The organism is Kribbella pratensis, assembly GCF_004365355.1.
Classification (GTDB): Bacteria; Actinomycetota; Actinomycetes; order Propionibacteriales; family Kribbellaceae; genus Kribbella.
This window is the reverse complement of record NZ_SODP01000003.1, coordinates 581386-601194: the sequence shown is the minus strand read 5'-3', so window position 1 is coordinate 601194 and position 19809 is coordinate 581386. Positions and strand designations below refer to the sequence as shown.

Genomic DNA, 19809 nt, shown 5'->3' with positions numbered 1-19809 from the left:
GTCGAATCCAGACCTACCGAAACCGGTAATACCGACCATTCCCCCTTGTGACATCGTTGCGACCCGGCGCATCGTTACAGAGCGCAGCCGAACCCTTGAGATCACCTGACGGACAGACAGCCAGGGCCGGCCTCCAGACGGAGGCCGGCCCTGGCGCAATCAGCGTTGGATCAGCGTTGGATCAGCGCAGGTCGAAGCGGTCCAGTTCCATGACCTTGTGCCAGGCGGCGACGAAGTCCGTGACGAACTTCTGCTTGGCGTCGTCGCTCGCGTAGACCTCCGCGACCGCGCGGAGTTCGGAGTTCGAGCCGAAGACCAGGTCGGCGCGGGTGCCGGTCCACTTGACCTTGCCGTCGACGGTGCCTTCGAACGTCTCCTGGCTGTCGTCGGCGGCGTGCCATTCGGTGCCGAGGTCGAGCAGGTTCACGAAGAAGTCGTTCGTGAGCGTGCCCGGGTTGTCGGTCAGTACGCCGTACTTCGAGCCGTCGTAGTTCGCGCCGAGGACGCGCAGGCCGCCGACCAGGACGGTCAGCTCCGGCGCGCTCAGCGTGAGCAGGTTCGCCCGGTCGAGCAGCAGGTACTCCGCCGGGAGGCGGTTGCCCTTGCCGTAGTGGTTGCGGAACCCGTCCGCGACCGGCTCGAGCGCGGCGAACGATTCGACGTCCGTCTGCTCGGCCGAGGCGTCGGTCCGGCCCGGCGTGAACGGCACGACGACGTCGTACCCGGCGTTCTTCGCAGCGACCTCAACACCGACACCGCCGGCTAGGACGATCAGGTCGGCCAGCGAGACCGGCTTGCCGAACGACTGCTGGATGCCCTCGAGCGTCCGCAGTACCTGCGCCAACTCGTCGGGGTTGTTGACCTCCCAGCCGGCCTGCGGCTGCAGGCGGATGCGCGCACCGTTGGCGCCACCACGCTTGTCGCTGCCACGGAACGTCGACGCCGACGCCCACGCGGTCGAGACCAGCTGCGACACGGACAGACCGGACGCCGCGATGGCCGCCTTCAGTGCGGTCACATCGGCGTCGTTGACCAGCTCGTGGTCGACGGCCGGCAGCGGGTCCTGCCAGATCAGCACTTCGCTCGGGACCTCGGGACCGAGGTACCGGACGACCGGACCCATGTCGCGGTGGGTGAGCTTGAACCAGGCCCGCGCGAACGCGTCCGCGAACTCGTCCGGGTTGTCCTTGAACCGGCGCGAGATCGGCTCGTAGATCGGGTCGAAGCGCAGCGCCAGGTCCGTCGTCAGCATGGTCGGCTTCTGCTTCTTGGCCGGGTCGTACGCGTTCGGGATGATCTCCTCGGCGTCCTTGGCCACCCACTGGTTGGCACCGGCCGGGCTCTTCGTCAGCTCCCACTCGTAGCCGAACAGGATCTCGAAGAAGTCGTTGCCCCACTTGGCCGGCGTGGTGGTCCAGGTGACCTCCAGACCGCTGGTGATCGCGTCCGGGCCGTGGCCGCTCTTGTACGTGTTGCGCCAACCGAGACCCTGGTGGTCCATCGGCGCGCCCTCCGGCTCGGCGCCGACGTACTGCTCCGGGTCGGCCGCACCGTGCGTCTTGCCGAAGGTGTGGCCGCCGGCGATCAGCGCGACGGTCTCCTCGTCGTTCATCGCCATCCGGCCGAACGTCTCGCGGATGTCGCGGGCCGAGGCGATCGGGTCCGGGTTGCCGTTCGGGCCTTCCGGGTTCACGTAGATGAGGCCCATCTGCACCGCACCGAGCGGCTTCTCCAGCTCACGGTCGCCGGTGTAGCGCTCGTCGCCGAGCCACGTGGTCTCCGGGCCCCAGTAGACGTCGTCCTCCGGCTCCCACACGTCCACGCGGCCACCGGCGTACCCGAAGGTCTTGAAGCCCATCGTCTCGAGCGCGACGTTGCCGGTCAGGATCAGCAGGTCGGCCCAGGAGATCTTCTGGCCGTACTTCTTCTTCACCGGCCAGAGCAGGCGACGCGCCTTGTCCAGGTTCGCGTTGTCCGGCCAGCTGTTCAGCGGGGCGAACCGCTGCTGACCCGCACCGGCACCGCCGCGGCCGTCGCTGATCCGGTAGGTGCCGGCGCTGTGCCAGGCCATCCGGATCATCAGCGGGCCGTAGTTCCCGAAGTCGGCCGGCCACCAGTCCTGCGAGGTGGTCAGCACCTCGGCGATATCGGCCTTCACCGCGGCCAGGTCGAGGCTCTGGAACGCGGCCGCGTAGTCGAACTCCTCGCCGAGCGGGTTCGCCACCGCGGGGTTCTTGGCCAGGATCTTCAGGTTCAGCTGGTTCGGCCACCAGGCGCGGTTCGCGTTCCCGGTGGTCGGGTGCACGCCCTGACCGTGGGCGACCGGGCAGCCTTGGCCCTTGCCTTCCTCGGCGCCGCGACTCTCCTCGGTGCCTTCACCGGGCAGTGGCTCATGGATCTCGGACATCGGATTCCTTCCAGGAATGGACGTTTTCGGACGGAAGATCAGGTACGGCGTGAGCAGTCGGCGCACAGCCCCCAATAGATGACCTCGGCCTCGTCGATGACGAACCCGTGGTCCTCGGACGCGGTCAGGCAGGGCGCATGCCCGACCGCACAGTCGACGTCGGCGATGGCACCGCACGACCGGCAGACGGCGTGGTGATGGTTGTCCCCCACGCGCGACTCGTACCGCGCCACCGACCCCAACGGCTGGATCCGGCGCACCAGGCCCGCCGCCGTCAACGTATGCAGCGAGTCGTACACGGCCTGGTGCGACGCCTGGGGCAATTCGTTGCGCACGGCACCTATAATCGAGTCCGTGTCCGCATGCGGGTGCTCGTACACCGCGGCCAGCACCGCCACCCGCGGCCGGGTCACCCGCAACGAGACCCCACGCAACAACCCCTGGAGCTCATCCACCGTCGGCACGTGCCAGAGTCTTCCCCGTTTTCTGGAACGAGTCAAGATTAGCTGCCGCGATTCTCAACCTGAGACAACTCAGGCCTGAAGATTCTCCAAGTCCGCCAGCAGATTCGGGTGCTCAGGCTTCCACCCCAGCGCATCCCGGGTGTGCGCGCTGGACGAAGGCTGGTCGGTCGCGAAGATCGGGCCGAGCGGTCCGTACGTCTCCTCCGGCACCGCCTCGACCGGCAGCCCGAGCCGCCGGCCGATCACCGCGGCGATATCGCGTACGGCGTCGCCCTCGTCATCCACCGCGTGCCACGCCGTCCCAGCGGGCGCATTCTCCAGCACCAACCGAAACAGCACGGCCGCATCCAGCGCATGCACCGCCGGCCACCGCTGCGTTCCATCTCCGGGATACCCCGACACGCCAGTTTGCCGAGCGATCTGGGTCAGCAAGCCGGCAAACCCACCAGTCCCCTGATTGTGAACAGTCCGAGGCATCCGTACGGCGGCACTCCGCACGCCACGCTCCGCCAGGCCCAGCACGCCCATCACAGAGCGGCCGCGCCCACCGACCGGTCCATCGAGAGGCAGCGGATCCGCCTCCGTGGACGGCCGCCCCGGCACCCACGGCGTACCCGAGACCGTCACGAACGGACGACCGCTCCCCGCCAACGCCTCACCCAACACCGCAAGCGCGGCTCCCTCCTCGGCGACCCCAGCCGCCAACGCCTCCGGGCTGCTGAAGTCGTTGCTAAAGGCAAGATGAATCACTCCGTCAGACTCAGCAGCGCCGCTCCGGAGAACATCCAGATCGGCAAGACCCCCGCGAACGACCGCCGCACCGGCCTCCTGCAGCGCCGACGCACTTGCGTCGGACCGGGCGAGCGCGAGCACGCTATGCCCGTTGCCGAGCAACTCCCCAACAACAGCCGAGCCGATCAGCCCGCTTCCACCCGTGATGAATACCTGCATCAGACGCTCCTCAGCGCGATGGGACCTTTGTCCCATCACAGTAGCACTGACGAGACAAAGGTCCCATCACCTACAATCAGGCCATGGCCCGATGGCAACCCGGCGCACGTGAACGACTGGTCCTCGCCGCAGTGGACCTCTTCGCCGACCAGGGCTACGACGCGACCACGGTCGCCCAGATCGCCGAAAAGGCCGGCGTCACCAAGAGCACCTTCTTCCGGCACTTCCCCGATAAACGCGAACTCCTCGTCGCCGGCCAGCAAACCCTCTGCCGCCTCCTGACCGAGGGGATCGCCGACGCCCCCGAGGACGCCGGCCCACTCGATGCGATCGCGGCCGGACTCGAGCGCGCCTCCAGCGCGATGGGCCCGATGAACCGTGAGCTGGGCCCCCGCCTCAAAGCAGCCATCGCCGCCAGCACCGAACTCCAGGAACGTGATGCCCTGAAGAGCGTCGGCCTCGCCAAGGCCATGACCGATGCGCTCCTCGCGCGCGGCGTACCGGATCCGCTCGCGCAACTAGCCGCCGAACTGGGCGTGCTCGCCTTCAAGCGCGGGTACGCCACCTGGATGGAGCTCGACCACGACGAAGACGGGCTGGCGCCCCACGTGCTGACCGCCCTCGCGGATCTCCGAACGGCCAGCGCCTCACTCGGGTGAGCAGGCGCCTGGGACGGATCCTTGCCCCAGGCACCTACCCCCTCGGGATCAGCCGGCCACGGCCGGTACGGGTGCCGGCCTGGGCCGGGCGGCAACCGCAGTACGGCGGGAGCTGTGGAGGACACTGATGCTCACGGCAAGGGTCCACAGGCTCCACAGCGCGCCCATGCTGGCCGTCGTACCCCAGCCTTGGACGGCGTAGAAGTTCGAGGGATTGTCGCCGAAGTACAGGGCCGGGACGAAGGCGAGGTTGATCGCCGCGAGCACGAAGGCGGACCATCCCACCCACTTCGGCAGCAGCCGCAGCCGGTAGACGACGATCCCGAGTGCGATCAGGAACAACCCCATCAGCAGCCGCGAGATCAGCCCCTGCATCAGGTACTGCGCTCCCGCGAACGGACCCTCCTTCGTCGTGTCGATGTCGTGGTCGGTGACGATCGCGGCGCCTGCCTCCATCGACTGCGGCACGAACACCATCGCGACCCAGAGCAGACCGGCCGCCTGGATGACGCCCGCGATCCAGTCCGACGCGACGTCGACCTGATGGATCAACTGGCGCAGGCCGGTGAAGAACAGGAGGTAGAACACGCAGCCCACGATCCCGATCAGGCTGCGAGTCAGGATGTTCCAGTCCGGCGGGGCGCCGGAGTAGAGGAAGTACAGCGGCACCTGGACGACGATCAATGCGCTCGCGATGACCCCGAACAGTCCCGCATACCTGCGAATCACAACTTCGGACATGGCGGTTCCTCCCTAAGATGACGAGACGTCTCGTCTCATGACGAGACGCTAAGTCTCGCCGGAGGGCACTGTCAAGACACTACGTCTCGTCTCGTGTAAGCTCCGGACGTATGGCGACACCCTCGACCCCCGCGCCCCGCTCGGCGCCCAACCCCGACCGCCGCAGCGAGCGCGCCCGCCAGGCGATCCTGGACGCAGCACTCGAGCTGTGCGGCGAGCAGCTGTACGCCGGCCTCACCATGGAGGGCATCGCCAAACGCGCCGGCGTCGGCAAGCAGACGATCTACCGCTGGTGGCCCTCGAAGGCCGCCATCCTCCTCGAAGCGATCGAGGAGCGCGGCCGCAGCACCCTGGACTTCCCCGACACCGGCAACCTGGAAGCCGATCTCCGCACCCAGATGACCCAGGTAGCCCAAGCCTTCGCCAGCCCCCTGTTCGCCGCCTACAGCAAGGGCCTGATAGCCGCCGCCCAAAGCGACCCCGACATCGCCAAGGCAGTAGTCGACTCGATCATCAAACCCCGAGTAGACCTCTGCATAGAACGCCTGACCAAGGCCCAAGCAGCAGGCGAACTCCGCCAAGACATAGACCTGGCGGACCTAGTAGAACTCCTCTACGCCCCCCTCTACTACCGCCTACTCCTCCACACCCGCCCCGTAACCCAATCCCAGGTAGACACCATCCTGAACCTAGCCCTAACCGGCGCCACCAAATAGCCGGCCCAAGTTGATATAGCCCGCCCCAGTTGGTGAGCCAACCGCCCAACCCAGCCCGAACAGGTGAGCGGCCACCCAACCCAACCCAAGCTGGTGAGCGACCGCCCAACCCAGCCCAAGCTGGTGAGCTGACTGCCCAACCCAACCCAAGCCGCCGAGCGAAGCGAAGGCGCAGGGGGTGCGGGTGGCGGAGCCCCCGCTTGCGGCAAGCGAAGCGCAGCCGCACAAAACGACGAAGGCGAGCCGGCCGACGCTTTCCGTCGGCACGACTCGCCTATCGCCTTCGTGGAGCTGAGGGGATTCGAACCCCTGGCCTCTTCGTTGCGAACGAAGCGCGCTACCAACTGCGCCACAGCCCCGAGCTGGTCGCCTTGGTTTCCCTGGCGACCGCGAAACTCTAACACGTAGAGGCCCGGACTCTAAAACCGGATATCAGTCGCCGACGGCGCGTTTCACCTCGGGTTCTTCGGGTGTGGCGGGCTCGGCGACGACGGGCTTCTCGGCGGGGTCGGTCGTCCGCGCACTGGAGAAGACTTCGTCGTCGGTGAGGGAGATTGTGCGCACCGTCCGGTCGGGTGCTTTCTCCTTCAGGACGTACGTCGGAAGCGTCACGGGCACCGGGTCCCAGAGGCCTTCGGCAGCAGGCTTTTCGACGGGCTTGGCGGGCGCCGGCGCGTCGGGGAGCTTGACCTCGATGGTCATCTCTTCGTCGGGTGACGGCGCGGGCTTCCCGGCGGGGCCGCGGTCGTGCTGGGCCTGGATGCGCGCACGTCGCTGGGCAGCGATCCGTGCACGCGTCCGCGCCTGCCGCCGCAGCTGCACCCGAGTGAGTACGACGAACCCGAGGATCGCTGCGCCGGGGATCGAGACCGACCACCACGGCACCATGGCGAGTCCGGCCAGCGCGACGACCGACAGCAGCGAAAGGGTCAGGATCGACAGCACCCGCCGACGGCGCATTGCGGCCACCCGGCGGGCTCGGTTCGGAACGTACCGCTTCGGCGGCGACGGGTCGTCGGCGGCGGTCGCGCCGGCCGGGCGTACGACGTACCGCGGCCGCGACGGGTCACGGGAGAGGACGCGCGCTTCGGCGGATGACGGCACGACTGGTTGCCGCCGCGCCTCGTCGCCTCGCTTCAGCCACATCGGGACGAGGTAGGCGGCCCACGCGGCGACGATCGCCACATAGATCAGCCCTGTCGTCCCCATGCGACGACGCTAAAGGGCGGCGGGGGCCAGATGAGGTACGTGAGCCGGTGTGTCGCAAGAAGACTCGTGTGACTGATGTGAATAGCACGCACGGTAGTCATTGCAGTCGCGCTACGAGACCGGGCCCGACCTCCTCGACGTTGAGCGCGAAGATGCGGTGGTCGCGCCAGTCGCCGTCGATGTGCAGGAACCGCGGCCGCTCGCCTTCGTACCGGAAGCCGAGCTTCTCGACCACACGCAGACTTGCCTTGTTCTCCGGGCGGATCGCGACTTCGATCCGGTGCAGGCCGAGGGTGAACCAGCAGTGATCGGCGGCCATCGCGACGGCTGTCGGCACGATCCCGCGGCCGGCGTACTGCTCGTCGACCCAGTAGCCGAGGTTGGCCCAGCGCGCCGATCCGTACGTGATGCCGGACACCGTCAGCTGTCCGACCAGGGGCCACTTCGATCGCGCACCTGCGCCCGCCGCACCGCCGTACGTGATGACGAACGGGAGCATGCGTCCGTACCGCGCCTGCCGGTTCCAGTCACGTGCCATAGCGCGGAAGGTGCGCGCACCGTCCTCCGCACCGGGCGGCTGTGTCGCGTCCCAGGGCCGTAACCAGCTGACGTTCCGCTGGCGGGCAGCAGCCCATTCTCCGCCGTCGCCCGCCCGTAGCGGCCGCAGCCCGACCTGTCCGTGTTGCAGCTCGACAGGCCAGTGCACGATCGCCATCAGTCGGTGTCCGTCCGCACGTGATCCCCGCCGTGTACCTGCTCGACCGCATGCCGCAGCAGCGGCTCCAGTACGGCGAGACCGTCCTTCACCCCGCCACGCGATCCGGGCAGGTTGACGATGACCGTAGTACCTGCGACTCCGGCCAGTCCACGCGACAGTGCGGCCGTCGGTACGCCGTTGGCAACGCCGTACGCCCGGATCGCTTCAGCAATCCCCGGCACGACCTTGGACAGCACAGCGGCTGTCTGCTCAGGTGTTTCGTCGGTCGGCGAGATCCCGGTGCCACCTGTGGTCAGCACGACGTCGTACGACGCCTCGACGGCAGCACGTAACGCATCGCCGACGGGCGGGCCATCGGGAACGACGGACGGGCCGGACACCTCGAAGCCCCATTCGGTCAGCCGTGAGGCGATCAGCGGACCTGTGGTGTCGGTGTAGATCCCAGCGGCCGCACGGTTGGACACGCTGACGACAAGAGCTCTCACGGCCGCTCCCAGTGCCCGGTCTTGCCGCCCTCTTTCAACTCCACCCGTACGTCGGACAGCACTGCCGCCGGATCCAGCGCCTTCACCATGTCGATGACAGCCAGCCCAGCGACCGCAACAGCAGTCAGCGCTTCCATCTCGACACCGGTGCGGTCGGTGGTCTTCACCTGCGCCCGGATCAGTACAGCGTCGTCCGCCACCTCGAGGTCGACCTTGGCGCCGGTGATCGCGATCGGATGGCACAGCGGCACCAGGTCCGGCGTCCGCTTCGCGCCCATGATCCCGGCGATCCGGGCGACACCGAGCGCATCACCCTTCGGTACGCCGTCACCGCGCAGCGCCGTCACGACCTCGGCCGAGACCAGAACCTTGCCGCTGGCAACGGCCCGGCGGACGGAGGTGTCCTTCGCCGACACGTCGACCATCCGCGCGGCCCCGGTCTCGTCGACATGGGTCAGCCCGGCAGGCGGCTCGGTCATCCGGTCTCCTTGTCCAGCAACATCAGCTCTACTTTGTCGCCGGCCCGGACCGCGGTCACGTCTTCGGGCACGATGATCAGTGCGTTCGCGCGGCTCAATCCGCCGAGCAGGTGTGAGCCGTGCCCGCCGACTGTACTGGCCATCCAGCCCTCGTCGCCGGAGGTAGCCGTGGCGCGGACGAACTGCCGCCGCCCAGGGGGTGAGCTGAACCCGTCCAGCGTCACTCCCGGGACCAGTGCGCGCCGGTACGGCATCTGCCCCATCATCTTGCGCAGTGCGGGCCTCACGAACACCTCGAACGACACGTACGCCGACACCGGGTTGCCCGGCAGCGTGAAGATCGGCACCTCGTCCTCACCGATCACACCGAACCCCTGCGGCTTCCCCGGCTGCATCGCGACCTGCGGGAAGTCGACAGTGCCCAGCTTGGACAGCTCCTCCTTCACAATGTCGTACGCGCCCATGCTGACTCCACCTGTGGTGATGACGAGGTCAGCACGCACCAGCTGATCGGACAGGGTGTCCATGATCCGCTTGGGGTCGTCGTCCACGATGCCGACGCGGTAGACCACCGCTCCAGCATCGCGCGCGCACGCTGCCATGGTGTAGCTGTTCGAGTCGTAGATCTGCCCGTCCCCCAGCCTGCTCCCCGGCTCGCGCAGCTCCGCGCCCGTAGAGATCACCACGACCCGCGGCCGCGGTCGGGCCTTCACCCGCGCCCGGCCGACTGCAGCAAGTACGGCGATCTGCCGCGGCCCCAGGACGGTGTCGCGGTCCAGCACCTGCACTCCGGCCGTCACGTCCTCGCCGGCGTGCCGCACCGAACCACCGACCGGCGGCTGCTGAGTGATGCGGACGTTGACCGTCCCACCGTCGGTCCACTCGACCGGTACGACGCTGTCGGCTCCCCGCGGCATCGGTGCGCCGGTCATGATCCGCACGCAGGTGCCGGGGGTCACCACGATCGGCTGGCTCCGCCCCGCCCGGAACTCACCTACTACTGGCAGGGCGATCGGGTTCTCATCGGAGGCGCCGGCCAGGTCACCGGCCTGGACGGCGTACCCGTCCATGGCCGAGTTGTCGAACCCGGGCAGGCTCACCCCCGAGACGATGTCCTCACACAGCACCAAACCGACCGCGTCCATCAGCGGCTGGTCGAACGCGGGCAGAGCTGTTACCCGCCCGAGCACAGCCTCCAGATGCTCATCCACACTCCGTCTCACGAGCCTGACCCTAATCCACACCCTCCGGGTGGTTGCCCCAGGTCATCCGGACGTCGGGCTCGCGTTCCTCGTTGGCAGTGCCATCGGTCCGGCGTACCTCGACGAAGCCGTGGGCTTTGTAGAAGGACTGGGCGCGGGTGTTGGTCTGGAACGTCCAGAGCGCCAGACCGCCCGGGCGGAGGTCCTTGGCGAGGTCCACGAGCGTCGATCCGATGCCCTGGCCGGCCGCTTCGGGTACGACGTACAGCTGGTCGAGGTCGTCGCCGTCGAGGGTGAGCACCGCCACGATCCGGCCGTCGTCGAGCGCCACCCAGGTTTGCGCATCCGGCAGCAGCACGTCGGCGAACCAGGTCGCCACCTCGGCGGCCGTGTGGATCGCCGGCGGCAGCTGCGAGCCGTCGGCGTGCCGCGAGCGCCACCACACCGCGGCGGCCTCGTCCGTGTCGGACGGCTCCAACGGCCTGATCAGCAGGTCGTCCATTACTCCCCCGCCGCGTTCAGCCGCCGCTGAGTTCGGTCCCGTCGGGGATGACCCGGCGCTCGCCAGGTGGCGCCTCCACCTCGACGTCCCCGACCACCACAACCTCCTTGCCGAAGGCAACATCGCCGCGGACCTCGAGCCGGTCGGCGCGGACCAGCGACGGCGGCCCGGCCGGGAACCGGGTGTCGAAGTCGGCGAGGATCTTGAAGTACTCCGGGTCCAGGTCGACGTACGGCTCGTCGCCCTCGTGCGTCGTGGTCAGGTCGCCGGCCTCGTCCAGCTCGTACACGTCGGAGCGCAGTACGAGCAGGTCGTTCGTGGTCTTCACCGGCTTGAACCGGGTGCGGTCCACGATCACCGCCTGCGAGCCCTCGAAGGTCTCGATCGCGGTGCCCATCGCGGTCTCGAGCTGGATCACCTTCGGCGAGGACGGGTCGGCCGGGTCGACGGTCTTGCGGTTCACGATGATCGGCAGGCCGAGGATCCCGTCGTGCCCGTCCATCAGCTCGGCGAGCCGGTCCAGGTCGATCCACAGGTTGTTGGTGTTGAACGTCTTGTGCCGGGTGATGTCCTGGAAGTACTGCGTGTCCTCCTCGGCGACCTGGGCGCTGTCCCGCAGGATCAGCCGGCCGTCGGACTTGCGCACCGCCACGTGGCCGCCCTTGCGGTCGGAGCGGGTGCGGCGGCAGACCTCCATACCAAACGGTACGGTATGTTCCGCCATCCACGCGGCGATCCGGGGATCCGGTGTCGCACCGAGGTTGTCGGCGTTCGAGATGAACGCGTGCCGGAAGCCGTGCTCGCGCAGCGCGTCAAGGGTGCCGGAGGCAACCAACGCGGTGAACAGGTCGCCGTGTCCGGGCGGGCACCAGGCCAGCTCCGGGTCCGGTTCCCACTCGGCCGGCGTCAGGTCGTCGGCGAGCAGCTTCGGCTCCATGTTCTGCATGAAGTCGAGCGGCAGTCCGTCGATCGCCAGGCCGTCGTACTCGCTGAGGATCTGCAGCGACTCGGTCTTGGTGCGGAACGAGTTCATCAGCACCAGCGGCAGCGGTACGTCGTACTTGCGGCGGGTGCTCAGGATCTGGCGGGCGATGATGTCGAGGAAGCTCAGCCCGTCCTTGACCTGGAGCGCGGACTTGGGGCCGGTGACACCCATCGACGTGCCGAGGCCGCCGTTGAGCTTGATGACCACCGTCTCGGCGAGCGCGGCGCGCATGGCCTCCGGATCGGTGTCCAGGTGATCGAGGTGCGGCAGCTCGCCGACCGGTTCGATGTCGGCCTCGTGGATCTTCCCCTGCTGCCCCGATTCGAGCAGCCGGTAGTAGTGCGTGAAGACGCGTATTGCAACGTCGGCAGCACCGGCTGCACGCATCTTCTCCTGCGCTTGTCTGAGACCGACCTCACTCATGCACCAACCCTAGGGGAAAGCCACCAATCCGAGTGTTGCCGGCGTCACCCTCATACGATCGGACCGTGTTTCAGTCGAAGGCCACGGCGCGGCAACATTTCCTCGGTACCCGGGAGCAGCGCCCCCATGCGGAAGGGCTGCTGACCTGCGCGAAGCAGGTGCTGCCCGACGTCCCCCGGATCGCCCTCTACGTGTCGAGGGGCCCGGAGCCACAGACCGGTGCGCTGATCGACTGGCTGCTCGCCAGCGACCGCGAGGTGCTACTGCCGATCCTCTACGCCGACAACGACCTCGGCTGGGGCATTGCGCCCGGTGCGGCCGACCTGGTGCCCGGTCGTCTCGGTCTGTCGGAGCCGCCGATCGATCTGGGCTCGGACGCCATCGCCACCGCCGATCTGGTCATCTGCCCCGCCCTGGCCGTCGCCCGCGACGGCGTACGGCTAGGCCGCGGCGGCGGCTCTTACGACCGCGCACTCGCCCGCATCCGCCCTGGTACGCCGGTCTGGGCCGCCGTGTACGACACCGAGATCGTGGATGCCCTCCCGTCCGACACGCACGACCACCCGGTGGACGCCGCGCTCACACCAACTCGCTTGATCCCCTTGCGAAGATCAGGAGATGACTGAGACCGCGGTCGAAGCCGCAGCCACAGCCGCGCGCTCCCTTGGCCTTACGGTCACCGACCCTCGGGTGCTCTACACCGCCTTCTCCACGGTCGTTCACCTCCAGCCGTCGCCAGTGGTCGCACGGGTACCGATGAACCTCCCCGCCGGCATGAAGGAGCCAGAGCCCGCCGTACACCGGCAGCAGCGCGAGCTGGACGTCGTCGCCTGGCTGGCTGCGCAGGGCGTACCCGTGGTGCAGCCGACTCCCCTGGTGCCGCTCAGGCCGGTGGAGCAGGACGGCCTGTCCGTGACGTTCTGGACGTATGTGGACGTGGATAAGACCGCCGAGCCCGACTACTTCGGCGCCACCGCTCGAGTCACGGAGCTGCACGCCCAACTCGCGAGCTACCCCGGTGAACTGGGCTGGATGACCCCGCTGCGGCTGATCGGCCCAGGCCTGGAGGGGGCCGAGGCTGTGCCCGGTCTGCTCGAGCAGGACGACGTTGACCGGGCACGGGCCGAGTGGAAGGTGCTGGAGCCCGTCCTGGCCAGCAGGTCCGGGTTCGAGGCGATCTTCCCGTCGGCGACCGTGCAGCCGATCCATGGCGACGCTCCTTCGTGGAACCTGATCACCACGGTCGACGGGCCGCTGTGGGCCGACTTCGAGGACGCGACGCTCGGACCGATCGAGTGGGACGTTGCCGGCTTCGGCCCCGACCTCTGTCGGGCGTACGACGAGTCTGCGCAAGCTCGCGGCCTCCCGACGCTCGACCCGAAGATCCAGGAAGTGATGGACCTGGCCCGCGCACTACAGGTCCTCGTTTGCGCCCCACTGGTCCCGCAGCTGCCTGAGCTGGCCGACGGGATCCGGATGTTCGCAACGCAGTGGCGCGCGATGCCGTTCGCTGGTGGACTGGGCTGATGTTTCAGACCTACGTCGACAACGGCCTGGTTCCCGGACTCATCAGCCTCGTCAGTCGGGGCGACGAAACCCGGGTCGAGGTGCTCGGCAAGATGGCGTACGACGGGCCGGAGCTGCAGCGGGACAGCCTGTTCCGGGTCTCGTCGTTCACCAAGTCGATCATCGCCGCCGCGACCATGATCCTGGTCGACGAGCTCAGGCTGTCCATGGACGCACCGGTTGCCGATGTCCTGCCGGAGCTGGCGCATCCCGTCGTACTGCGGCAGCCGGATGGACCGCTGGACGACACAGTGCCGGCGGAGCGGCCGATCACGGCGCGGGACCTGCTGACATTCCGGCTCGGACTGGGTGAGTCGGACAACCCGGCGCTGCGACAGCGCGAGGAGGAGTTGGACCTCCACACGTTCGGACCGCCTGTACCGCGGACTGCATTGGAGCCGGACGAGTGGATGCGGCGCCTGGCCACGCTGCCGCTGCAGTACCAGCCGGGTGAGCAGTGGCTGTACTCGACCGGCTCGCACGTGCTCGGCGTACTGATCGCCCGAGTTGCCGGTCAGCCGCTGGAGGAGTTCCTGCGCGACCGGATCTTCGAACCGCTCGGGATGCGCGACACGGGGTTCACGGCAGTAGATCCGGCGCGGCTGACCACGGCGTACGTCGGGGACGACGTACTGGATCCGGCCACGGGCAGCCAGTGGCTCACGCCGCCGTCGTTCCCGGATGCGAGTGGTGGGCTCATCTCGACCGTCGACGACTTCCATGCGTTCACACGGGCGCTGCTGAACGGCGGCCTGCTCTCGCCGGCCGCAGTCGCGGAGATGACTACGGATCAGCTCACACCGGCGCAGCGAGAGGCAGCTAGCGGGTTCCTCGGTCCGGAGACCGGCTGGGGGTACGGCATGTCCGTCGGCGGTGGCCGGTACGGCTGGGCGGGCGGTCTGGGCTCGCTGTGGTCGACCACTCCTGCAGACGGGACCATCTCGATCCTGCTGACGCAGCGGGCGCTGTGGACTTGGCCGGAGGAACTGTTCGCCGAGGCCAGCGCGCCCGCTTGGTGACAGCTAGCTGTCCGGCTTGGTGAGGGTCAGCGAGTGCTTGCGGGTGGCCTCGACGGCGCCCTTCGTGAAGGCCCACTGCAGCGTCTGGCCCTTGACCCACAGCTTCGTCTGATCGACGTAGTTGGACGAGAACGCGTGCCCGGACACGCCGGTCAGGTTGATCCAGCGGGACTGGTCGAAGTCCGACAGGTCGACGACCATCCGCATCGACGGGGTCGCGGTCACGTCGTACCCCTCGGCGGCGTCCCAGGCTGTCGCGTCGACGATCGACGTACCGCCGCCAAGCTCGTAGGGGCCGCGGTTGAAGATCTTCTCGACCAGTCCGATCCCGGACTTGCCCAGCGTCTGGTTGGTCAGCGTGAGCTTGTGCAGCTTGCCCCACTGCCAGTTGACGGGCTCGCGCGCCATCTTCTGGGTGATCTCGGTCCGCGCGTTGACCAGGGCCTCGCGCAGGATGTCGTCGCGGCTCTCTTTCTGCGGCGTGCCGATGTTGTCCCACCAGCCGCTGTTGGGCTGGCCGAGGAGCGTGTGGACCACCTCGAACCAGCGCGAGCCGCCGTCCGGCCAGGTGCCCTCCGGGAGCTGGTCGTGGAACGTCAGCGCGAGCAGGTTACGCCAGACCACGTTGAAGTACGCGGCCGCGGCGGAGTCCGGCGGCTGGGTGAAGTCCCAGTTCCGCAGGGTGTCCTGGCCCTGCTTGTCGAACGCGTCGTCGATGCTGATCCGGAGCAGGTACGGCACCAGCATCTCGGCGACCTTGCTCTTGGTGTCCAGCTGGATCGACGCCATCGCGTTCGCGTCCAGCTTGCCGGCGGACTGGATCCGCTCGAGGATCTGCTGACTTCGGTAGCCGTAGTCCCAGGTGTTCGTCAGGTAGTAGGTGTAGGTGTTCGGCACCACTGCCTGGTTGGCGGTGACGATGATCCCGCTCGGTGGATCGAACTCGGTCGGCAACGCATCGAAGGGTATGTAGCCCTTCCAGTAGTACTTCGGGTCCCAGCCCGGCACAGGCCAGTCACCGCGACCCGTGGCGCGAATCGGGATCAGTCCAGGTGACTGGTAGCCGATGTGGCCGTCGGTGTCGGCGTACACGAGGTTCTGCGAGGGGACCTGGAACTGCTGCGCGGCGGCGCGAAACTCGGTCCAGTTCTGCGCGGTGTTGATCGCGAACAGCGCATCGGCGGTCTTGCCCGGGTTGAGCGCTGTCCACTGCAGGGCAACGCCGTACGCCTTCGGGTACTTCGCCTGCGTCGCCGCCTGCTCGCCGACCTTGCGCTCGTCGTCGCCGACGTCGGAGATGAGCGGACCGTGCCGGGTCTCGCGGACGGTGATCTTCACCGGCTTGTCCTCGCCGGCCACCTTGAACGTCTCCTCGCGCGTGGCCATCGCGCGCCACTTGTTGTTGTAGAGGACGTTGTTGCCGTCGATGCGCTCCAGATACAGGTCCTGGACGTCGGGGTCGAGGTTGGTGAAGCCCCAGGAGATCGCGTTGTTGTGGCCGATCACCACACCGGGCAGACCGGAGAAGCTGAAGCCGGAGACGTCGAACGGGCAGGCCTTGCCGACGTTGTTGCAGTGCAGACCGACCTGCGTCCAGATGCCTGGCATGGTCGCGCCGAGGTGCGGGTCGTTGGCCAGCAGCGGCTTGCCGGTGGTGGTGTGGTCACCGGAGACGACCCAGGAGTTCGAACCGACGCCGTCGCCCTGACCGAGCAGCTCCGGCAGGCCCTTGGCGACACTCTGCACAGAGTCGAGTGACTTGAGCAGGTCCTGGGTCAGCATGCCGCGGCGCAGCTCGGGGCTGACCGCCGCGGTCGTGAACTTGCCGTCCTTGCCGATCGAGCCGCTCGACATGATCGGCTGGTTCCGGTCGTACGGGTATGCCGGGTACAGGCTCTCGATGTTGCGGGCCGGGAACGCGGCCAGCAGCTTGGTCCGGGTGATCTCCTCGTCCAGGTTGCCGCCGAGGTCCCACGCCATCGCCTTGAGCCAGGCCAGCGAGTCCGCCGCGGTCCACGGCTCCGGGGTGTAGTTCTTCGGGCCACCGGGCTGCAGGGACAGTACGCCGTACTCCAGGCTGAGGCCCGAGCCGCTGTGCGTCGACAGGTATGAGTTGACGCCGCGGGCATAGTCGTCGAGGTACTCGCGGGTGCTCGGGCTGAGCAGCGGAAGCTCCTGCTCGGCGACCCGCCGCCAGCCGAGGGTCCGGACGAACTTGTCGGTCTCGAGCGCGTCCTTGCCGAACAGCTCGCTCAGCCGGCCGGCGGTCACGTGCCGACGGAAGTCCATCTCGAAGAACCGGTCCTGCGCGGCCACGTATCCCTGTGCGGCGAACAGGTCGGCCGGGGTGTCGGCGTAGATCTGCGGGATCCCGTTCGCGTCCCGGACCACGTTGACGTCGCCGTCGAGACCGTTCAGTTCGATCGATCCGTCGTACGTCGGGAACGAGTGGCGTACGACGAAGATCACGGTCCCGGCGATCACCACGAGGACCGTGGCGAGGGCGATTCCGCTGATGACGACGAGTCGAAGCAGGCGAGGCACGGACCAACCGTAGAGAATCCGCCCGCGCACCCCAAATGGGGTCCCTCACAACTTTGCGTTGCTCTGCGTTTCCTCGACATGAACGCAGAGTTGAGGTATGAGGGCGTACCGGATTCCGAGCTGGACCGCATTCGCTGCAACGGGTACGACGACTTCGGAAACGCCGTCGTTTCGCGCCCGTCGGGGGCGGCGAGCCGCTCCGCTGCTGCCTGAGGCTCGCGGGCGCCGGCGAGCAGATCGCGCTGATCGCACACCGGCCCATGGAAGCCGGCGGGCCGTACGCCGAGATCGGGCCGGTCTTCGTGCACGTGACGGACTGCCCGGGGCCGGCCGAGGGCTTCCCGCTCGACTTCCGGGACCGGCTGGCGGTACTGCGGCCGTACGACGTCGCGGGTCAGATGCTGGACGGTGTCGTCGCAGAGCCCGGGACGAGTGAAACCGAGCTGAAACGACTGTTCGACGACCCGGCCGTGGACACCGTCCAGGTGCGGAACGTGGTGGCCGGTTGCTGGAACTTCACGGTGCGCCGACAGGGCTGAGTTGGAATACTTCGGGCCGCTGGCGCATTATTAGCAGTCGGGTAGTAGGAGTGCCAGCGGCTTGAAGGGAACCGACCGTGCCGACGTACCAGTACCAGTGCACCGACTGTGGTGAAGCGCTCGAGGTGCGCCAAAGCTTCACGGACGATGCTTTGACCGTGTGCCCGAACTGCCAGGGCAACCTGCGCAAGGTCTTCAACGCCGTGGGCGTCGTGTTCAAGGGCTCCGGCTTCTACCGGACCGACAGCCGCTCGACCGGCAAGGGTTCGGTGCCGGCGAAGTCCGAGTCGTCGTCCTCGTCGGGCTCCGGCAGCTCGTCGTCCGCGTCCTCGTCGTCGGAGTCGTCGAAGTCCTCGTCGACCTCGAAGGACTCCTCGTCGGGCAGTTCGTCGTCCTCGAGCACCAGCGCCGCCTGATCTTTTCTGTGGATAACCGGTAGGGATGCCGGAGAAGTTCGTATCTTCTCCGGCATGAAAATCCCTTCCCTGCTTCGTGATCTGCTCCGGGCCGCCCGGTGGCACCGTCGGCTGCTGGCCGGCGTTGCCGCCGCGGCAGCGGTGTACTTCGGCCTTCTTGCCCTCTCCCCTTCTCCACCGCCGACCGTCGCGGTGCTGGCCGCCGCGCGCGACTTGACCGGCGGAGCTGTGCCCACGCCCGACGACCTGCGTACGGTCGGCCTGCCGCCCGGCGCGGTGCCTTCCGGTGCCCTCAGACCCGGCGCCGATCTGACCGCGCGGCTGCTGACCGGACCGGTCAGAGCCGGCGAGCCACTCACCGACGCCAGGTTCCTGGCGCCACCAGCCGTGCCGCCTGGCTCGCTCGCCTATCCGTTCCGCGTCGACGACGCCGACATCAGCGCCCTCCTACGAGTCGGCGACCACGTCAATCTTTACGCGGCATCGAGCACGACTGCCGACGCCGCGAGCCTGCTCGGCCGAAGTGTTCGAGTGGTCGCCCTGCCGGCGCCGCGTTCAGCAACGGCCGGCGCGCTGATCGTGGTGGCGACAACGCCGGAGATCGCGACCCGACTGGCCCAGGCCAGTACGAACTCGCGCATCACCGTGGCGCTGACACCCGACACAAGCTGATTACCCAGCGAGCATGTGGTCGCACGATGCGTTGCCCGCCCGGCGCGGTACCTCGCTCTCGGAAGCTCGCGGCCCTAGGTTTCTCGGGTACAAAAACACCCGCTTCGTGGAGGCACCCCACATGCTCAAGGGCTTCAAACAATTCGTCATGCGCGGGAACGTCATCGACCTTGCGGTCGCCGTCGTGATCGGCGCAGCGTTCAGCAATATCGTCACCGCGATCGTGAACAACCTGATCAACCCGCTGGTCGCCGCTATCTTCGGCAAGGCCGACATCAGCGGCGTCTGGTCGTTCGAAATCAACAAGGCACACTTCTCGATCGGCGCGATCCTTCAGGCAGCGCTGAACTTCCTGTTCGTCGCAGCGGCCGTCTACTTCCTCATCGTGATGCCGCTGAACAAGCTGGCCGAGCGTCGTGCGCGCGGCCAGGAGCCGGAGCCCGACCCGCTGACCACCGACCAGGAGCTGCTCACCGAGATCCGCGATCTGCTCCGCGCCCGCCAGCTGTAAACCGCCAGCCTCTGACGGCCACCGGTAACCGCTGCAGTAAGCCTGTCAACAGAAGACCAGACACCAAGCAGGTGGGCGCAAAACCTCACCCCCTGAGCTCGCCGTCGTCCACCTGCTCACCGGCGTAGCGCATCCAGCGGTACGGGACCGGCTGGCCGTCGTTCCACTCCTCCATCAAGGCGGCGGGGACGTCGACGAAGCCGCTGCCGTGGTAGGCGCGGATCGCCGGCACATTCTCGGGCCGGACTCTGATGAAAACCTCCGAGTACCCGGCGTCCAGCGCCGGCCCGAGCAGCGCCCGGACGAGCTCGCCGCCGACCCCGCGACCGCGGAGCTTCGGGTCCACGATGATCCGGGCGAGCTCGACCTCGTCCTCCTCGTCGTCCAGCCAGATCTCGCCGTATCCCACCGGCTGATCGCCGTCGAACAACAGATAGGAGTGGATGTCCTTCTCGACCGTCCGCCAGTTCGTCAGCAGATCCTCCGGGAAGGGGTACTCCGTCCGCCCGGACAGCAACGCCACTTCCTTCGCATCCAAGGCCCAACTCGCGACCTGGACGCCGTGCTCGTCGGAAAACCCCCGAAGTTCCACGCTCTCCCC

General features: G+C 67.8%; 22 protein-coding genes and 1 tRNA gene. 9 read left to right on the top strand and 14 right to left on the bottom strand.

Going from position 1 to position 19809, the window contains the following annotated elements; translation table 11 throughout:
- Positions 1-181: 181 nt before the first annotated feature.
- The 3 genes from katG to EV653_RS30685 all read right to left on the bottom strand — a co-directional run bounded on the left by katG (position 182) and on the right by EV653_RS30685 (position 3822).
- On the bottom strand, positions 182-2407 hold the full coding sequence (gene katG / locus EV653_RS30695) for a catalase/peroxidase HPI (protein ID WP_134107923.1): 2226 nt from the start codon (positions 2405-2407) through the stop codon (positions 182-184).
- Positions 2408-2445: 38 nt separating this feature from the next.
- Positions 2446-2871: a Fur family transcriptional regulator gene (locus EV653_RS30690; RefSeq protein ID WP_134107921.1), complete on the bottom strand. Its 426-nt coding sequence runs from the start codon at positions 2869-2871 to the stop codon at positions 2446-2448.
- Between the two features lie 69 nt (positions 2872-2940).
- On the bottom strand, positions 2941-3822 hold the full coding sequence (locus EV653_RS30685) for an SDR family oxidoreductase (protein ID WP_134107919.1): 882 nt from the start codon (positions 3820-3822) through the stop codon (positions 2941-2943).
- A gap of 83 nt (positions 3823-3905) precedes the next feature.
- Between EV653_RS30685 and EV653_RS30680 the strand changes: the two genes are divergently transcribed.
- Positions 3906-4481, top strand: a complete 576-nt coding sequence (locus tag EV653_RS30680) for a TetR/AcrR family transcriptional regulator (protein WP_134107917.1) — start codon at positions 3906-3908, stop codon at positions 4479-4481.
- Between the two features lie 48 nt (positions 4482-4529).
- Here EV653_RS30680 and EV653_RS30675 read toward each other — a convergent pair whose 3' ends face one another.
- On the bottom strand, positions 4530-5222 hold the full coding sequence (locus tag EV653_RS30675) for a hypothetical protein (RefSeq protein WP_134107915.1): 693 nt from the start codon (positions 5220-5222) through the stop codon (positions 4530-4532).
- Between the two features lie 110 nt (positions 5223-5332).
- Here EV653_RS30675 and EV653_RS30670 point away from each other — a divergent pair, with 110 nt between their 5' ends.
- Complete coding sequence (locus EV653_RS30670; protein ID WP_134107913.1) at positions 5333-5938, top strand: TetR/AcrR family transcriptional regulator; 606 nt, start codon at positions 5333-5335, stop codon at positions 5936-5938.
- Between the two features lie 286 nt (positions 5939-6224).
- Here EV653_RS30670 and EV653_RS30665 read toward each other — a convergent pair.
- From EV653_RS30665 to EV653_RS30630, 8 genes are all read right to left on the bottom strand, one after another.
- A tRNA-Ala gene (locus EV653_RS30665) sits at positions 6225-6297 on the bottom strand.
- 73 nt (positions 6298-6370) lie between these two features.
- A complete protein-coding gene (sepX, locus tag EV653_RS30660; protein WP_134107911.1) occupies positions 6371-7147 on the bottom strand; it encodes a divisome protein SepX/GlpR in 777 nt (258 codons plus the stop codon).
- Positions 7148-7244: 97 nt separating this feature from the next.
- Complete coding sequence (locus EV653_RS30655) at positions 7245-7862, bottom strand: GNAT family N-acetyltransferase (protein WP_134107909.1); 618 nt, start codon at positions 7860-7862, stop codon at positions 7245-7247.
- Positions 7862-8350, bottom strand: a complete 489-nt coding sequence (locus tag EV653_RS30650; RefSeq protein WP_134107907.1) for a MogA/MoaB family molybdenum cofactor biosynthesis protein — start codon at positions 8348-8350, stop codon at positions 7862-7864. Before EV653_RS30650 ends, EV653_RS30655 begins: the two co-directional genes overlap by 1 nt.
- Entirely contained in the window at positions 8347-8829 is a 483-nt protein-coding gene (gene moaC, locus EV653_RS30645) for a cyclic pyranopterin monophosphate synthase MoaC (RefSeq protein WP_134107905.1), read from the bottom strand. The genes EV653_RS30650 and moaC overlap by 4 nt, the downstream gene beginning before the upstream one ends.
- Entirely contained in the window at positions 8826-10052 is a 1227-nt protein-coding gene (glp, locus tag EV653_RS30640) for a molybdotransferase-like divisome protein Glp (protein ID WP_166679626.1), read from the bottom strand. Before glp ends, moaC begins: the two co-directional genes overlap by 4 nt.
- Before the next feature lie 10 nt (positions 10053-10062).
- Positions 10063-10533, bottom strand: coding sequence for a GNAT family N-acetyltransferase (locus EV653_RS30635; RefSeq protein WP_134107903.1), 471 nt, complete (start codon positions 10531-10533; stop codon positions 10063-10065).
- Between the two features lie 16 nt (positions 10534-10549).
- The gene (locus EV653_RS30630; RefSeq protein ID WP_134107901.1) at positions 10550-11941 is read right to left on the bottom strand and encodes a UTP--glucose-1-phosphate uridylyltransferase; all 1392 of its coding nucleotides are present in this window, start codon (positions 11939-11941) and stop codon (positions 10550-10552) included.
- 65 nt (positions 11942-12006) lie between these two features.
- On the opposite strand from EV653_RS30630, the gene EV653_RS30625 reads away from it, so the two are divergent.
- The 3 genes from EV653_RS30625 to EV653_RS30615 are packed head-to-tail and all read left to right on the top strand — an operon-like array spanning position 12007 to position 14526.
- Entirely contained in the window at positions 12007-12567 is a 561-nt protein-coding gene (locus tag EV653_RS30625; protein WP_134107899.1) for a 5-formyltetrahydrofolate cyclo-ligase, read from the top strand.
- Positions 12560-13468, top strand: coding sequence for an aminoglycoside phosphotransferase family protein (locus EV653_RS30620; protein WP_134107897.1), 909 nt, complete (start codon positions 12560-12562; stop codon positions 13466-13468). Before EV653_RS30625 ends, EV653_RS30620 begins: the two co-directional genes overlap by 8 nt.
- Entirely contained in the window at positions 13468-14526 is a 1059-nt protein-coding gene (locus EV653_RS30615) for a serine hydrolase domain-containing protein (RefSeq protein ID WP_238160546.1), read from the top strand. Before EV653_RS30620 ends, EV653_RS30615 begins: the two co-directional genes overlap by 1 nt.
- Before the next feature lie 3 nt (positions 14527-14529).
- On the opposite strand, the gene EV653_RS30610 is transcribed toward EV653_RS30615, so the two are convergent.
- Positions 14530-17070 (bottom strand): penicillin acylase family protein, encoded by a 2541-nt coding sequence (locus EV653_RS30610; RefSeq protein WP_134107895.1) that lies wholly within the window; start codon positions 17068-17070, stop codon positions 14530-14532.
- A gap of 134 nt (positions 17071-17204) precedes the next feature.
- Between EV653_RS30610 and EV653_RS30605 the strand changes: the two genes are divergently transcribed.
- From EV653_RS30605 to mscL, 4 genes are all read left to right on the top strand, one after another.
- Positions 17205-17609 (top strand): DUF1203 domain-containing protein, encoded by a 405-nt coding sequence (locus tag EV653_RS30605; RefSeq protein WP_134107892.1) that lies wholly within the window; start codon positions 17205-17207, stop codon positions 17607-17609.
- 77 nt (positions 17610-17686) lie between these two features.
- Entirely contained in the window at positions 17687-18025 is a 339-nt protein-coding gene (locus EV653_RS30600) for an FmdB family zinc ribbon protein (protein WP_134107890.1), read from the top strand.
- Positions 18026-18079: 54 nt separating this feature from the next.
- On the top strand, positions 18080-18697 hold the full coding sequence (gene cpaB, locus EV653_RS30595) for a Flp pilus assembly protein CpaB (RefSeq protein ID WP_238160545.1): 618 nt from the start codon (positions 18080-18082) through the stop codon (positions 18695-18697).
- A gap of 106 nt (positions 18698-18803) precedes the next feature.
- A complete protein-coding gene (gene mscL, locus EV653_RS30590; RefSeq protein WP_238160544.1) occupies positions 18804-19208 on the top strand; it encodes a large conductance mechanosensitive channel protein MscL in 405 nt (134 codons plus the stop codon).
- Positions 19209-19293: 85 nt separating this feature from the next.
- Here mscL and EV653_RS30585 read toward each other — a convergent pair whose 3' ends face one another.
- Positions 19294-19800, bottom strand: a complete 507-nt coding sequence (locus EV653_RS30585; RefSeq protein WP_134107888.1) for a GNAT family N-acetyltransferase — start codon at positions 19798-19800, stop codon at positions 19294-19296.
- Between the last annotated feature and the right edge of the window lie 9 nt (positions 19801-19809).

Bases quoted from the DNA above. Each gene is read 5' to 3' on its own strand.
- katG (WP_134107923.1), bottom strand. From the start codon at position 2,407: ATGTCCGAGATCCATGAGCCACTGCCCGGTGAAGGCACCGAGGAGAGT.
- EV653_RS30685 (WP_134107919.1), bottom strand. From the start codon at position 3,822: ATGCAGGTATTCATCACGGGTGGAAGCGGGCTGATCGGCTCGGCTGTT.
- EV653_RS30680 (WP_134107917.1), top strand. From the start codon at position 3,906: ATGGCCCGATGGCAACCCGGCGCACGTGAACGACTGGTCCTCGCCGCA.
- EV653_RS30675 (WP_134107915.1), bottom strand. From the start codon at position 5,222: ATGTCCGAAGTTGTGATTCGCAGGTATGCGGGACTGTTCGGGGTCATC.
- EV653_RS30670 (WP_134107913.1), top strand. From the start codon at position 5,333: ATGGCGACACCCTCGACCCCCGCGCCCCGCTCGGCGCCCAACCCCGAC.
- sepX (WP_134107911.1), bottom strand. From the start codon at position 7,147: ATGGGGACGACAGGGCTGATCTATGTGGCGATCGTCGCCGCGTGGGCC.
- EV653_RS30655 (WP_134107909.1), bottom strand. From the start codon at position 7,862: ATGGCGATCGTGCACTGGCCTGTCGAGCTGCAACACGGACAGGTCGGG.
- moaC (WP_134107905.1), bottom strand. From the start codon at position 8,829: ATGACCGAGCCGCCTGCCGGGCTGACCCATGTCGACGAGACCGGGGCC.
- EV653_RS30635 (WP_134107903.1), bottom strand. From the start codon at position 10,533: ATGGACGACCTGCTGATCAGGCCGTTGGAGCCGTCCGACACGGACGAG.
- EV653_RS30630 (WP_134107901.1), bottom strand. From the start codon at position 11,941: ATGAGTGAGGTCGGTCTCAGACAAGCGCAGGAGAAGATGCGTGCAGCC.
- EV653_RS30620 (WP_134107897.1), top strand. From the start codon at position 12,560: ATGACTGAGACCGCGGTCGAAGCCGCAGCCACAGCCGCGCGCTCCCTT.
- EV653_RS30615 (WP_238160546.1), top strand. From the start codon at position 13,468: ATGTTTCAGACCTACGTCGACAACGGCCTGGTTCCCGGACTCATCAGC.
- cpaB (WP_238160545.1), top strand. From the start codon at position 18,080: ATGAAAATCCCTTCCCTGCTTCGTGATCTGCTCCGGGCCGCCCGGTGG.